We start from the raw sequence: 14,314 nt of genomic DNA, 5'->3' as shown, positions 1-14,314 counted from the left end.
ACGTGCCGGGTGAGCTGTATTGGCTTCTGGATGACTTCGTCACGAGTGTGGCGGACGTCTCGCACGCGCTGATCCTGTCCAACGACGGGCTCATGGTGGCCTCGTCCCGAGAACTGAGCAAAGAGGACGCCGATCACCTGTCGGCGGTGGCCTCCGGTTTCCAGAGTCTTGCCAAGGGGACCAGCCTGCAGTTCGGCGGCGGAGCCGTACGGCAGACGATGGTGGAGATGGACTCGGCGTTCCTCTTCGTCACCTCGGCCGGCCAGGGGAGCTGCCTAACGGTGATGACCACGGGGGCCGCCGATGTGGGCCTGATCGCCTACGAGATGGCCCGTCTGGTCACCCGGGTCGGGCAGCACCTCGCCACCGTGCCCCGGGTGACCGGCCAATGAGCGATGAGATCGAGTGGATCGACGAGGAGGCGGGGCCGGTCGTCCGCCCCTACGCGGTGACCGGCGGGCGGACCAGCACATCCTCCGGCGCCTTCGACCTGCTGTCCATGGTGGTGGCGACGGGGTCGGCGGTCTTCGCGAACGCGCACCTGGGTTCGGAGCACCGGCGGCTGCTCGGCCTGAGCCGGCGGACCCGGCCGATCGTGGAGATCGCCTCGGACGCCGGACTGCCGATCGGCGTGATCAAGGTGCTGCTGGGGGATCTGCTGGACCAGGGCCTGATCCTGGTGCGCTCGCCGATCCCGGCCGCCACGGCTCCCCCGGAAGGACTCCTGCAGGAAGTGATCAGCGGTCTCCGGGCGCTGTGAGACCCGAGGCCGCGCCTGGCCGGCCGGTCCGCGGTGAAGACCGCGGACCGCCGGATCCGGTCAGCGCTGGCTCGCCGTCAGCACTTTGAGGGAGTGCTCCACGAGCGTCACCAGCACGACCTTGGCCGACGCGCGGCGCCGGACGTCGCACAGCAGTACGGGCACGTCCGGGTCCAGGTCGAGGGCCACCCGCACGTCCTCGCTCTCGTAGCGTTCGGCTCCGTCGAAGCAGTTGACCGCCACGATGAACGGCGTGCCACGCTGTTCGAAGTAGTCGATCGAGGGGAAACAGTCGGTCAGCCGCCGGGTGTCGGCCAGCACGACCGCGCCCAGCGCGCCGTAGGACAGTTCGTCCCACATGAACCAGAACCGCTCCTGCCCGGGGGTGCCGAACAGGTACACGACCAGGCCCTCCCGGATCGTGATGCGGCCGAAGTCCATGGCGACCGTGGTGGTGGTCTTGCCCTCCACGCCGTCGACGTCGTCGATGCCGATGCCGCGGTCGGAGAGCACCTCCTCGGTACGGAGCGGGCGGATCTCGCTGATCGCGCCGACGAGCGTGGTCTTGCCCACCCCGAAGCCGCCCGCGATGAGAATCTTGAGCGCGACGGGTTCGTCAGAGGGCCCGAAGTCCATTGATCACTTCCTTGAGAATGCGCTCGCTCGCCGAAGCGCGCCCGATCGAGATGAGCTGGTGGTCCTGCAGGTCACCGAGGAGAACGCGGACCACACCCAGTGGCAGGTCGAGGTCCGAGGCGATGTCGGCCACCGATGTCGCGGTGGTGACCAGGGAGAGGATGCGTTCCTGTTCCGGTCCGGGGACGAAGCCATGGGGCACGATGGCCCCGGTCGCGGTGACCATCGCGACCAGGTCCAGTTCGTCGCCGGATGAGCGGGTCCGCCCTCCGATGAGCGCATAAGGCCGGACGATCGGCCCGGCCTCCTCGTCCATCCACTGCATCATCCGGGTCCCGTGCCTTCGGCTGGGGAACCGAACGACCGGTGTCCTCTGTGCGCGCCCGCCTCGTTCACGAGAGCCCTTGGCGGGGAAGGGTGGAGATGTGCTGGCCAACCCGCTTGACCAGCATCGCCATCTCGTAGGCGATGTGGCCGACGTCGGCGTCGGAACTGCTCAGCACGGCCAGGCAGGTTCCCTGGCCGGCGGCCGTGACGAACAGGAAGGCCGACTCCATCTCCACGATCGTCTGGCGCACCTCACCGCCGCCGAAGTGCCGGCCGGCCCCGCGCGCCAGACTCTGGAATCCGGCCGCGACCGCCGACAGGTGTTCGGCGTCCTCCCGGCTGAGTCCCTTGGAGAAGCCGACGGCGAGCCCGTCGGTGGACAGGATCACCGCCTGGCGCACCGCGCCCACCCTGGTGGTCAGGTCGTCGAGGAGCCAGTTCAGCTCGCCGGTGTTAGTCGCTTTTCCGGTCATTAGTCCCCCTTATCGCCTGTCGTCTGGTGTGCGAAGTCATTTCCCTGTTCCTCGCGCCCACGCCGTCCCCCCGCCTGGAAGGCGGAGAAGAGAGCGCGGACCTCGTCCGGCGAACGCTCGGGGGGCTCCGGCGGCTGCTCCGGCTCGACAGGCGCCGGGGACTCTTGCCGTAGCTGTGGGGCCAGGTTCGCCTGCCGTACCCGGCGGGGCAGGTTCCCCGGTCCGGTGGTCTCGCGAACCGGCTCGCCGGCCGTCCTGAGAGCGGGCTCCCCGACCGGTGCGCGAGGCGGCTCGGGGGTCGGCGAGCCGATCGGCTCATGGGCCGGCCCGCGGCCGGGCCGGTGGGCGGCCTCGCGACCCGGCAGGTCGGTCACCACGGAGAGGGCCGGTGTGGAGGGGGCCGGCGCGGCGAGCGGCGGCGCGGAAGAACCCGCGGCTGAGGGGACCGTCCTCGTCCGGCGCGGCAGCCCCGACTCGGAGCGCGGCAGACCCGGCTCGGAGCGACCGGTGGTCAGGGCGGCGGGCGGCGCGGGCGTGAAGAACTCCGGCTGCCCCTCGGCGAGCCGCTCGGCGGTGATGGTGAGCGGCGAAGGAGTCTGGGCGAGCACCGTGCGGGGAATGAGCACGATGGCCGTGGTGCCGCCGAACGGTGAATCGCGCAGCAGGACCTGGATGCCGTGCCGGGCGGCGAGCTGGCCCACCACGAACAGGCCGAGCCGGTCGCTGTCGGCCAGATCGAACTCCGGCGGGTCGGCCAGCCGCTCGTTGATCGCCTCGTACTCCGTGGGGCTCAGGCCCAGGCCGCGGTCCTCCACCTCGACGGCGAATCCGTTGGACACCACGTCACCGCGGACGGTCACCATGGTCTGCGGCGGTGAGTAGAGCGTGGCGTTCTCGACGAGCTCGGCTATCAGGTGGGCGATGTCGGCGACCGCGGCCCCGTCGAGCGACGCGTCGGGCATCGGCGGCACGCTGACCCGTTTGTAGTCCTCGACCTCGGAGATCGCGGCTCTGACGACGTCGACCACGGCCACCGGCCTGCGCCAGGTCCGGCCGGGCGCGGAGCCGGACAGGATGATCAGGCTCTCCGCGTGCCGCCGCATGCGGGTGGTCAGATGGTCCAGGCGGAACAGGTCCTCAAGGCTGTCGGGGTCGCCTGCCCGGCGCTGCATGCTGTCCAGCAGGGTGAGCTGACGGTGGAGCAGGCCCTGATTGCGCCGGGCCAGGTTCACGAAGACCTGGCTGACGCCGCGGCGCAGGTTGGCCTGGCCGACGGCGGCCTCGACGGCGGTGTGCTGCACCGAGCCGAACGCGTGCGCCAGGTCGCGGACCTCGGCCGAGCCGTTCACCACGATCGGCGGGGCCTCGGCGTACACGTCGACCTCCTCGCCGCGCCGGAGCCGTTCCACGACGCGGGGGAGCCGCTCCTCCGCCAGATCCAGCGCCGCCGAGCGGAGCCCGGCCAGCTCGCCGACCAGACGGCGGCCGAAACGGACCGAGATGATGATCGACGTGATCACCGCGATCAGGCCGATGCCGCCGGCCACGACGATCCGCACCATGATGTCGGTGGCCACCGACTGGGACCGCTTGGCCAGCTCCTTGGAGGCGGAGAGGCCTATCTGGTCGAGCCAGGTCGCGACTCCGTCCGTGGTCGCCTTCCAGCCGCGCGCCTCGGGGGGAAGGGTCCCACCGGTGGCCCCTACGACGGCTTCCTCCAGTGCGACGAACTTCTCGAAGGCCGCGGAGTCGAAGGTGTCCCGGTACGGGCCGCCCAGCTCGGTGTCCAGGGCGGACAGGCCGCGCGCGTGCAGGAAACGCCGGGTGGAGACGTACCCGCCGAAGGCGCTCCGCTCCTCGGCGGACATCCGGTAGTCGATCAGCGCCCCGCTGATCAACGCGTTCTCCCTGGCGAGGATCTCGCGGGCGTTGCCCATCGACTGCATGGCCGCGGCCTGCTGGTAGATCGCCAGGTCGGGGACCGCGGCCATCTGGTCGTACAGCAGGAAGACCGAGTCCAGGATCCGGTTGTAGTTCGACAACACCACCAGCCGGGCGTCCTGGCCGCCGTCGATGCCGGCGCGGATGGCCGGCAGCCGGTCGAGCTGGTGAACCAGGGTGTCCAGCGCGGCGCTCAGCTCCGGGCTGTGGGCGTCGTCGGCGAGCGCGGCGTCGCGGAACTTCTCGACAGCCCGGTCGGTACGGCCGCGCTGCTGGCCGATCTCGCTGGTCAGGACCCGGGAGCTGATCGCGACCGAGGACTGCGTCCGCTCGGCCTGCAGTTCGAGCCCCAGCTGGGTGGAGGTGAGGCCGACGGACTGGTATCGGGAGTTCGCCTGGAACAGGTCCACCCCGTCGCCGACGGTCAGGTTGAGGACGAATCCCCAGAGCGCGCTGAGCGACAACAGGGGTAAGAGCAGCAGCAAGAAGATCTTTAACCGAATCGACCGGTTTCCAGAACCCATGCCCACTCGTCCCAACTTCTGAGCGTGTGGAGGCTTTCGTGACTTTGGGGTGAATATGCCTCCGGAAGATCGCACAGGAGACTAGCACCGATAAGGTCACTCCGCAGTGGAGGATCTGATGATTAGTGTGATTACTGGGGCTAGTGCCGGAATCGGCGCGGCCGCCGCGGTTGAGCTCGCCAGGCGCGGGCAGCAGGTCGTCCTGGTCGGCCGCGATCCCGCCAAGGTGGCCGGGGTGGCCGAACGGGTCAGGGCCGTCTCCGGAACGGCGCCGGAGACCCTCACCTGTGACTACACCTCGCTGGAAGACGTCCGCCGGCTCGGCGCGGAGCTGCTCGCCCGCTATCCGCGGATCGACGTGCTGATAAACAACGCGGGTGTGATGACCACCGAACGGACGCTCACCCGCGACGGCCACGAGACGATGATCCAGGTGAACCACCTCGCGCCGTTTCTGCTGACGAACCTGCTGCTGGACCGGGTGACCGGCCGGGTGATCACCACCTCGTCCCGGGCGGGCAAGACCGGGCAGGTGGATCCCTCCGACCTGAACAGGGAACGGCGGCGCTGGAGCGGCTGGATGCAGTACGGCGACACCAAGCAGGCGGGTGCGCTGTTCACGGTGGAGCTGGCCCGGCGGCTCGCCGGGACGGGAGTGAGCGCCACCTGCTTCCATCCGGGGGTGATCAAGACGGAGTTCGCCGCGAAGACGTTCCTGATGTGGATGGTGAAGAACATCCCCGGCATGGGCCAGACCGTCGAGCAGGGCGCGAGCACCATGGTCCATCTCGCCACCCACCCGGACGGCGCCGCCCACCCGGGCCGCTACTTCGCCAAGAGCGCCCCCCAGACCGTCCCCACGGGCATGAGCGATCCCGTCCTGGCCCGCACCCTCTGGGACGCCAGCGCCGCGGCCGTCGCCCTTCCCGCCAAGGCGTAGCGGGCGCCCGGCAGGACCACCACCCTGCCGGGCGTCACGGCGATGACCGCCCGCTCAGGCCCGCGGCTCCCGGCCGCCCGCCCAGGTCCGCGGCTTCCCGGCCGCCCGCTCGGGTTCGCGGCTCCCGGCCGCGCGCTCAGGCCCCGGCTCCCGGCCGCTCTCTCAGGCCTGCAGCTCCCCGACCGCGCGGTAGGCGGCGGTGATGGCGGCGTCGGCGTAGGCGGCCGGTACGGAGTCGGAGTTGGCGATCGCGATCCGGCCCGCCCGCCGGCGGGCCAGAGTCGCCGGGAGCGGACCCCCGGGGTAGAAGTCGAGATTCCACGGGGTGGCGTACTCGGGCGCGTAGCCGTGCCCCCACCGGTTGACCGTGATCGCCTGGATGTCGCGGCCCGGGTCGAAGCCGCCGGGACCGAGCAGCCGGGTGAGCTGGTCGCGGATGCTGTACTCCAGATAGTCGTAGGGCGTTTTGATCAACGCGTAGCGGCCGGCGACCGAGCCGGCGGCGGGTGACATGCCCGGCACGGCGGGAGCGGAGATCATGTGCACGTTGATCGGCTGGTCCGGCGTCATCGGGGGCCGGTAGTCCCCGATGCTCACCGGGTAGTCGAGTTCGGCCACGGACCAGTAGGCGCCGGTGAAACGGGTGCGGTTGACGCCCATCTTCTGCCAGGCGGTCCAGCCGCGGAGCTGGACGGTCGCGTACAGCATCGGCACCTTGACCGCCTTGCGCAGCGCCTCCTTCTGCTCGGCCGGAAGCTCGCCGACCAGATAGGGGATCACCATGTTCCAGCAGGCCATGATCACGTTGGTCGCGCCGACGGTCCTGACCACGTCCCCGTCGAAATATCCCACCGTGGCGCCGGTGGCCGTGGCGGGGTCGCCGTCGTTGGCGACCGAGACCACCGGGCTGGAAAGGCGGATGCTGACCTGGTTGCCCGGCAGGTCGAGCCGGCCGTAGTCGAACGTCGCGGTGCTGATGTCGTCCATGTCGGCGGCCGTGGTGAATCCCGGGATCATCCGTCCGATCATCATCCGGACGATGGCCTGGTTCCCCTCGGGAAAGTGGTAGATGTACGGATCGTCCGCACCCCATCCCTTGATCATGCTGGGCGAGTTGTACGGTGACGGCGCGGTGCGGTCGAGGCCCAGACCCTGGAACCCGGGGTAGCCGTACTCTCCGGCGCTGCCCCAGGCGTCGATGGCGCCGAAGGCGTCGGAGCCGTAACCCCACTCGTCGTTCGGCATGGTCTGGACGAACCGCAGCACGTCCGGGTGGACCTTGCAGACGTCCTTGAGGAAACCCGCGTAGGTCAGTCCGGCCAGGCGCTCCTTCTTCTGCCCGTCGGACAGCCCGGGGAACCAGTCCGGCGGGTCCCCGTAGAGCATCAGCAGGTCCTCCCTGGCCTGCTCGGCGACCGGCAGTTCGGCGATCCACCGGGAGGCCGCGCGGCCCGGCGCGAGGACGACCAGCTTCTCCGCGGTGAAGGTCTCCCGGTCGCAGTAGACGCTGTCGTACATCCCGAGGTCCGTGTAGAGCCTCTGGTCGAAGTACTTCTCGAACTTCTTGACCTTCACCCCGATCTTGCCGAGCAGGTCCTTGCCCTCGGGCGTCCACACCGAGGGGGCCTCGATCGACTGCGATCCGCCGTACCCGATCAGCAGCCCCCTGCGGTCCTTCGGGTGGAACTCGTTGCGCCGGGCGTGCCCGCCGACCTCGTCGTGGTTGTCCAGGACCAGGATCCGCGCGTCCGGCGCGCGCTCCAGCCACCGGTGGGCCGCGCAGACGCCGCTGATCCCCGCCCCGACCACGACCAGGTCGTAGTGCTCGCCGGTGGGCTCGGGAACGCCCGCGTAGTCCCAGAACCGGTCGTCCCGCAGGGCGTGGGGCACGCTGAGCGCCTGGGCGGTGTTGCCCCGCAGGCCGGTGAGGTCCGGTGGATAGCCGGCCTCCCGCGGAACCTTGAGCCTCTCCGTGCCGATGGCGTTGGGCAGCCCCGCGGCGCATCCCGTCAGGGAGCCCAGTGCCGCGACCCCCGCCACCGCGGCCACGCCGTCGAAGAAGTCCCGGCGGGTGATGAGCCGGTCCATGCCCAGCTCCCGGGCCTTGCCCGGAGTGACGTCCTGAGGATCGCTCATGGGGCCGATCCTCACGACGGGGATCGGCGGCCGGAGCCGCCACGCGGCGCTCCCGGCAAGTCTTTGCCCGCTTTAGTGGAACACCATCCGCGATGTCCACCGGACGCGCGTCAGGTGGTGCCGTCCGGAGGGGCTGGCCGGAAACGCCCTTTCCGCCGCCGGCCCCGAGATCCGCCGCCGGCCTGCGCGTACGGCTTCCCGGGCCGTCGCCCGGAATGCACGCGGGACGCCCGCCGCGATTAGGGTCGAACGGTGAATGAACCGATCATTGTGGTCCGCGACGTTGAGGTGATGCTCGGCGGGAACCCGGTGCTCCAAGGCGTCGGGCTGACGGCCACCGCGGGGGAGATCGTCGCCGTGGTCGGGCCGAACGGGGTGGGGAAGTCGACCCTGCTCCGCTGCGTCGCCGGCCTGCACCCACCCGACTCGGGAGAGGTCGACGTCTTCGGCGGGCAGCCCCGGGACGACTCCGCGTTCTGGCGTGACGTGGCGCTGGTGGGCGACGAGCCGGCCTGGTACCCGGGACTGACGGTCCGGGAGCACCTGGAGCTGATGCGCGCGGTTCACGCGTCGGCCCGCCTGGCGGTCGAGGATGCCCTGGAGGCATTCGACCTGCGAGAACGCGCCGACGCGGTGCCGCTGACCCTTTCCACCGGCCAGCGCCAGCGGCTCTCGCTGGCGTCCGGCCTGCTCCGGCCGAGTCGGCTGCTGCTGCTTGACGAGCCCGAGCGCGGGCTCGACTCGGACTTCCGGCGGCGTCTGGCGGCGATCCTGACGGATTACGCGGCCGGGGGCGGGACGGTGGTGATGGCCACCCACGACCTCCAACTCGCCGAAGCCACCCGGGCCCGTCATGTCGTGCTGGCCGCCGTGCGGGCGGGGAGCACCCGGTGAGCGGCCTCGCGGACCCGGTCCCGGCCGTGCGCGCTTTCCTCCGGTCACGCAAGGGCGGTCAGCCGAGCTGGCTGGACCGTTATACGGCCCTGTTCGGACTGGCGGTGGCCGCCGCGGTCTTGGCCCAGCCCGCGTCCTCGGCGTTCGCGGCCGTCACCCGGCAGAGCGATCCGGCACGGGCCGCGGCAGGGGCCGCGCTGATCATGTTGGCCTACGCCGGTCTTCTCGTCGTCACCCGTGCGGCCGGTCCGGTCGCCGTGCCGGCCGCCGACGCCGCGTGGCTGGTGCTGTCCCCGCTGGACCGGCGAGGCGTGCTGGGCCGGACCGCGGGCCTGCTCGCGGCGGTCTCCCTACCGGCCGGGATCGTGCTCGGCGTGGGCGTGCTCGCCGTGCTGGGATCGCCCGACGGATCGGTGGTGAGGCTGATCACGGCGGTGGTTCTCGGCCTGGCGGCGAGCGCCGGGGGCATGGCCGTGGCGGTGCTCGCCCAGGCGTCGCAGACCTGGAGCTCGTGGCTGCAGGCGACCGTCGTGGTGACGGTCCTGCTGGCCGCGGCCGTCGCGCTGCTCGGCTCCGGCGCGGGGCGCCGGCTGCTCGCCGCCGCGTCCGCGCCCGTGCCGTACGGCATGGCCCTGGCGGGAGCGTCCGCCATGGTGGCGGCCCTGCTCGTACGGCGGGCATGGGCGTCACTGGGCGATATCCCCGCACGGACCGTGCTGGCCGCCTCCAGCCGGGTGGGGCACGTGGCCACGGCGGCGGCCGGCATGGAACCCGGGGCCCTGACCTGGATCGCCGAGGACAACCACTGGCGCGGGCGCCTCCTGCGCTCGCGCCGGTGGCCGGCGCTGCCGGCGCCGTCGGCCCAGGCATGGCAGGACTGGCGCCGGCTCTCCCGGCGGCCCGGACGGTTGGCGGCGATGCTGGGCACCTCCCTGCTGCCGTTCCTGGTCGCGCGGGCCACCGGTGGCCTCGGCCCGCTGACGGCGGCAGTGGTGATCACCGGTGCGCTGGCCGTCGCGGCGGCGGGCACCTCGGGTGCACGGCGGGACGGCGACAACCCCGCTCTGGCCCGGCTGCTCGGTGTCGGTTTCCGCGAGGGCCTGGCCGCGAGAGCGGTGTTGCCGGTGCTGCTGAGCGCCGGTTGGCTGACCCTGGCCCTGGGCGGCCTGGCGCTGGAAGGCGCCCTCACCTCCGGCCCGTGGTGGCTGCTGGGGCCGGCGGCAGCCCCCGCCGTGGCCGCAGGAGCGCTGCGGACGGCGCGCCGGCGGCCCGTCGACCACTCGATGCCGGTGATCGACACACCGGGGGGCGCGATCCCCACCGGACCGCTCCTGTGGGCCGTGACCGGCGTCGACCTGGCCACCCTGGGATGCGTCCCCCTGCTCCTGGCGTTGACCGTTCAGCGGCCGGTTCCGGAGGCGTTCCCGGCCGGGCAGGTCCTGCTCGGCGCCGCCGTCCTCTCCGGCTACCTGTTCCGCGCGCGGCGGGACGTCCGGTGAACCCGGCCTCCGTGCACGGCCCCGTCCACCTGTTCCGCGCGGGACGTCCGGTGAACCCGGCAGCCCGTACCGGGTCCCGACTGCCCGCACGGAGCGGAGGTCAGCGCGACCCGTAGCGCTCCCGGCGGACCGTCGCCTTCCGCCCCTTGATGGTGGCTCCCCGGAGGGTGGCGATCACCTCGTCGGCCGCGGACTCCGGGACCTCCACGAGTGAGAAGCGGTCGGAGATCTCGATCGCCCCGACCTCGCGCCCGCTGAGCCGCGTCTCGCCCGCTATCGCGCCGACCAGGTCCTGCGGCCGGACCCCGGAACTGCGCCCGGCACCGATGAACAGGCGGGTCATCCCGCCCGCCGGGCCACGGCCGCGCCTCTCCTGAGGCCCGGTGTTCTCCCGGCGGCCGCGGCCCTCCCGCCCGGCCACCGGGGCGACGTCCGGGATCTCCTCCTCGTCGTCCGCGCCCCCGCCGGCCTCGTGCGCCAGCTTCACCGCCGCGAGCGCCACCTCCATGATGTCGAACTCGTCGGCGAGCGTCTCGACCACGACGCGGAAGCGCTCCAGGTCGTCCTCCAGGAGGCTCTCGTGCAGCGCGGCCCGGGTCAGCTCCAGCCGCCGGGCGTGCAGGTCGGCGATCGTCGGAACCTTCTCCACCGTGATCCGGCGCTTGGTCACCCGTTCGATGGTCTTGAGCATCCGGTGCTCCCGGGGCTCCGCCAGGGTGATGGCCACACCCTCGCGGCCGGCCCGGCCGACCCGGCCGATCCGGTGCACGTACGACTCCGGCGCCGAGGGGACGTCGTAGTTGACCACGTGGGTGAGCTGCTCGACGTCAAGCCCCCGCGCGGCCACGTCGGTCGCGACGAGCAGCTCCGCCGTCCCGCTCCGCAGCCGTCCCATCACGCGGTCACGCTGCTCCTGGCCCATTCCGCCGTGCAGTGCCTCGGCGCGGTAGCCGCGTCCGTTCAGCGTCTCGGTGAGCTGGTCGACCTCGTCGCGGGTGCGGCAGAAGACGATCGCGGCGGTGGGCGCCTCCACGTCCAGCACCCGCCCGAGCGCCGCGGGCTTGTGCGCGCGCGGGACGATGTAGGCGACCTGCCGTACCAGCGGGGCCTCGCCCGGGGCCGTCGTCTCGCGCCCCATCTCGATCCGGACCGGGTCGTTCAGGTGGCGGCGGGCTATCCCGTTGATGCGCGGCGGCATCGTCGCCGAGAAGAGCACCGTCTGCCGGTCCTCGGGGGTCTCCTGGAGGATCGCCTCGATCTCCTCGGCGAACCCCATGTCGAGCATCTCGTCGGCCTCGTCCAGCACGACCATCTTGAGATCGTCCAGCCGGAGCGTGCCGCGCCCGATGTGGTCGAGTGCGCGGCCTGGCGTCGCGACCACGACGTCGACCCCCTGCTGGAGCGCCCGCAGCTGGCGGCCGATCGGCTGCCCGCCGTAGATGGGCAGGATGCGCGCGCCCAGGTCGCGGCCGTAGTGGTGGAACGCCTCCGAGACCTGTACGGCCAGCTCGCGGGTGGGCACGAGCACCAGCGCCATCGGCTGCCCGCCCGCGCCGTCCGGGGCCATCCGCTGGAGCACCGGCAGCGCGAACGCCGCGGTCTTCCCCGTCCCCGTCGCCGCCTGCCCCAGCAGGTCGCGCCCCTCCATCAGCGGCGGGATCGCCTCGCGCTGGATCGGCGTGGGCTCCTCGTAGCCGAGGCGGGTGAGCGCGTGCAGCAGCTCGGGCCGCAGCGCCAGGTCGGCGAAGCTACTTGTTTCCTCTGGCGTGTTCAGGGTCATGTCGGGCTCCTCGTTCCGGGACGGACGCGCACGGGACCCAACTGGCTCCACGTTCCACCCCCGCGGCGTGTGTTCCATCCTTGGGGCGATCCCGCCCACCGGTTCCGCCGGCAGCGCGGCTGCCGTGGCGGTTGACCGGCCGCAAGTGCCGTCAGGTCGGCCGACCGACCCTACCGGTGCGGGACCGGACGCTGCGAACCAGGCAGCCGTCGGCAGGCCAAAGTACGTAATAAATGACATTCCCCGCCGCGGGCCGGACGAACAGTTCCAGCGGTGCCGCCCGCCCGCGGCATCCGGCCCACGCGGCGCGCGACCGGGTGGGGTCAGATCATCACGTGCGCCTCGGGGTGCCCCACGAAGGAGAACTGCGCCCCGCGGGTGAGCTTGTGGTCGTCGGGCTGCCAGGTGTGCATCGAGGGGTCACCGCTGCGCCAGTAGACGAAGTTGAACCGGTCGGCGGAGTAGATCTTTACCCGGTCCTCCTTCAGCCGCTTGACCAGCCGGGTGTCCTCGCCCCGGGTGATGTCCTCGAACCCGTAGTGGCGGAACATGTCGGCCTTGCCGAGGAAGGTGCCGCCCTGGACCAGCCAGCTGTAGCGGTGCTCCAGGCCGGGCATGCGCAGCATCGTGGTGTTGGTGCCCTCGAAGTAGGCGTAGTGCCCGCCCTTGCCGACGAGTTCGGCGTCGGAGTAGTCGAAGGCCCGTACCAGGTCGGACAGGTAGTGCTCGCCGTAGAGGTTGTCGTCGTCCATCTTGGCGATCAGCTCGCCCTCGGCGGCGGCGATGCCGAGGTTCATGCAGGCGCCCAGGGTCAGCGACGGGTCGGCGGGCAGCACCACGACGTCGGAGATCCCCGCCATCCGGGCCTTGTCGGCGACCACGACCGGGTCGATGTCCAGGCCGTGCAGGACCATCACGAGCTGGAGCGGCCGGTGGATCTGCTTGGCCACCGAGGCGATGGCGTGCTCGATCTGCGAGGCGCGGTTGGTGGGCAGCACCACCGAGATCGACCGGGCGTGCCGGGTGACGGGCCTGCCGAGGAACGACAGGATCTGGTCGACGCGGTGCGTGAACAGGTGCTTGTCGAAGACCTCGCGCATGGCCAGGTGGCCCTGGCGGGCGCGGAGCTCGGGGCTGTTGATCAGGTGCAGGACCTGGTTGTAGGACTCCAGCTCGTCGCGGGCGATCGGGATCAGCGAACCGAAGGTCTCCTGGACGGCCCGGGACCAGCCGGAGACGACCGAGGTGGAGCAGGCCGACAGCTCGAAGACCCGGCGCGCGCACATGGTCGGCGAGTCGAGCACCGAGTTCACGTTCAGGAAGACCTTGTACATCTTGTACGCGGCCAGCATCCGGTCGTAGGGGAGTTCGCCCACGATGTGCGGGACGTACTTCTCGGGCCAGGCGTACTTCTCGTCGACCGTCCCGTTGCGGGCGAAGATGTGCAGGCCCAGTTCGCGGATCGGGGCGAGGACGGTCTCCATCTGCTCGCGGCGCTCGGGGTGCTTGTCCCGGAAGTACATGCCCGCGAAGACGACGTCGTGCAGACGGCCGCGCCGCTCCTGGATCGGGTTGTGCACCCGGGGCTGGGCCGCGAACTGCAGGACGTCGACCCGGTCGTGCCCCAGCACCTCGCGGTACTTCGGAACCATGTCGCCGTCGCAGGTGAAGACGTGGTCGAACAGCTTGGCGGTGTCGATGAAGAAGTCGAAGTTCGGCGGGTCCTCCTTGTTCCAGAAGACCGTGGGGACGCCCTCTTCGCGGCACCAGTCGATCAGGGCGCGCAGCTCCGGCTTGGGGGCGTTGGACCCGGTCATCTGATAGCGCCAGCGGCCCTGGTTGCCGTGCCAGGCCGACTCCACGAACAACAGGTCGGGCCGGCGCTCGGCGAAGATCTCCGGCCAGTCGCGGAGGCCGAACTCGATCTGGTCCCACTCGTATTTGAACGCCATCCGGGAGAAGTCATCCAGGATGACCGCGACCTTCAGGTCCGGCCGGTTGATCGGCCCGGCGGGCCACTTCATCTGCGGCACGTCCACGACGGGCCCCTGGTGGTCCAGCTCCTCGATCACCGCGGCCACCGGCCGGGGTGCCACGGGCCCCTTGCGGGGTTGCAGCGCCATGCGCAGCTTGCCCGGCAGCCGCACGACCCCGGACCCCTTGGCGCCGGTGATGGCCTCGGCCACCCGGTAGGGCCGCTGGACCTTGGTGGACTCCAGCTTCCACTGGGCGTAGTCGGCGCGGGCCTCGGCGATGGCCAGCCGCCGCTCCAGGTCCCGGACCCGCTCCTCGAAGCGCTCGACGGCCTTACGCTCCTCGGGCAGCCAGTTGACCGGTCCCAGGCGCCGGTACGCGGGCTCTTCGGGGGTCTGCTCACTCATGGGGGATCGCCTTTATCCGGGGT

General features: G+C 71.4%; 12 protein-coding genes. 5 read left to right on the top strand and 7 right to left on the bottom strand.

Translation table 11 applies throughout. The features are described from left to right. Window positions 1-2: 2 nt before the first annotated feature. Window positions 3-392 carry a roadblock/LC7 domain-containing protein gene (locus OHA77_RS19375; RefSeq protein ID WP_326819263.1) on the top strand — a complete coding sequence of 130 codons (390 nt, stop codon included), beginning with the start codon at window positions 3-5 and terminating at the stop codon, window positions 390-392. Then, window positions 389-760: a DUF742 domain-containing protein gene (locus tag OHA77_RS19370; protein WP_326819264.1), complete on the top strand. Its 372-nt coding sequence runs from the start codon at window positions 389-391 to the stop codon at window positions 758-760. Before OHA77_RS19375 ends, OHA77_RS19370 begins: the two co-directional genes overlap by 4 nt. Before the next feature lie 60 nt (window positions 761-820). Here the strand turns inward: OHA77_RS19370 and OHA77_RS19365 are convergent, their stop codons facing one another. The 4 genes from OHA77_RS19365 to OHA77_RS19350 all read right to left on the bottom strand — a co-directional run bounded on the left by OHA77_RS19365 (window position 821) and on the right by OHA77_RS19350 (window position 4,622). Further along, window positions 821-1,396 carry an ATP/GTP-binding protein gene (locus tag OHA77_RS19365; RefSeq protein ID WP_326819265.1) on the bottom strand — a complete coding sequence of 192 codons (576 nt, stop codon included), beginning with the start codon at window positions 1,394-1,396 and terminating at the stop codon, window positions 821-823. Continuing rightward, on the bottom strand, window positions 1,377-1,712 hold the full coding sequence (locus tag OHA77_RS19360; protein ID WP_406319427.1) for a DUF742 domain-containing protein: 336 nt from the start codon (window positions 1,710-1,712) through the stop codon (window positions 1,377-1,379). Before OHA77_RS19360 ends, OHA77_RS19365 begins: the two co-directional genes overlap by 20 nt. Window positions 1,713-1,788: 76 nt before the next feature. Further along, window positions 1,789-2,196: a roadblock/LC7 domain-containing protein gene (locus OHA77_RS19355; protein WP_326819266.1), complete on the bottom strand. Its 408-nt coding sequence runs from the start codon at window positions 2,194-2,196 to the stop codon at window positions 1,789-1,791. After that, window positions 2,196-4,622, bottom strand: coding sequence for a nitrate- and nitrite sensing domain-containing protein (locus tag OHA77_RS19350; RefSeq protein WP_406319425.1), 2,427 nt, complete (start codon window positions 4,620-4,622; stop codon window positions 2,196-2,198). Before OHA77_RS19350 ends, OHA77_RS19355 begins: the two co-directional genes overlap by 1 nt. 157 nt (window positions 4,623-4,779) lie before the next feature. Between OHA77_RS19350 and OHA77_RS19345 the strand changes: the two genes are divergently transcribed. Continuing rightward, complete coding sequence (locus tag OHA77_RS19345) at window positions 4,780-5,601, top strand: SDR family NAD(P)-dependent oxidoreductase (protein WP_406319423.1); 822 nt, start codon at window positions 4,780-4,782, stop codon at window positions 5,599-5,601. Between the two features lie 162 nt (window positions 5,602-5,763). Here OHA77_RS19345 and OHA77_RS19340 read toward each other — a convergent pair whose 3' ends face one another. Then, window positions 5,764-7,737 carry an NAD(P)-binding protein gene (locus tag OHA77_RS19340; protein WP_406319422.1) on the bottom strand — a complete coding sequence of 658 codons (1,974 nt, stop codon included), beginning with the start codon at window positions 7,735-7,737 and terminating at the stop codon, window positions 5,764-5,766. Window positions 7,738-7,989: 252 nt separating this feature from the next. On the opposite strand from OHA77_RS19340, the gene ccmA reads away from it, so the two are divergent. Next, window positions 7,990-8,631: a heme ABC exporter ATP-binding protein CcmA gene (ccmA, locus tag OHA77_RS19335; protein ID WP_406319420.1), complete on the top strand. Its 642-nt coding sequence runs from the start codon at window positions 7,990-7,992 to the stop codon at window positions 8,629-8,631. After that, entirely contained in the window at window positions 8,628-10,130 is a 1,503-nt protein-coding gene (locus OHA77_RS19330; RefSeq protein ID WP_406319418.1) for a DUF6297 family protein, read from the top strand. The genes ccmA and OHA77_RS19330 overlap by 4 nt, the downstream gene beginning before the upstream one ends. Before the next feature lie 100 nt (window positions 10,131-10,230). On the opposite strand, the gene OHA77_RS19325 is transcribed toward OHA77_RS19330, so the two are convergent. Together OHA77_RS19325 and OHA77_RS19320 are read right to left on the bottom strand one after the other, a co-directional pair. Beyond that, the gene (locus tag OHA77_RS19325) at window positions 10,231-11,910 is read right to left on the bottom strand and encodes a DEAD/DEAH box helicase (protein WP_406319416.1); all 1,680 of its coding nucleotides are present in this window, start codon (window positions 11,908-11,910) and stop codon (window positions 10,231-10,233) included. Between the two features lie 323 nt (window positions 11,911-12,233). Next, entirely contained in the window at window positions 12,234-14,291 is a 2,058-nt protein-coding gene (locus OHA77_RS19320) for a glycosyltransferase (RefSeq protein ID WP_406319414.1), read from the bottom strand. Window positions 14,292-14,314: the final 23 nt, after the last annotated feature.

This window comes from Streptosporangium sp. NBC_01639 (assembly GCF_045209755.1).
In the GTDB taxonomy this organism is placed as follows: domain Bacteria; phylum Actinomycetota; class Actinomycetes; order Streptosporangiales; family Streptosporangiaceae; genus Streptosporangium.
Note: the sequence above shows the minus strand (reverse complement) of the source record. Positions and strands in the feature narration are given on the sequence as shown.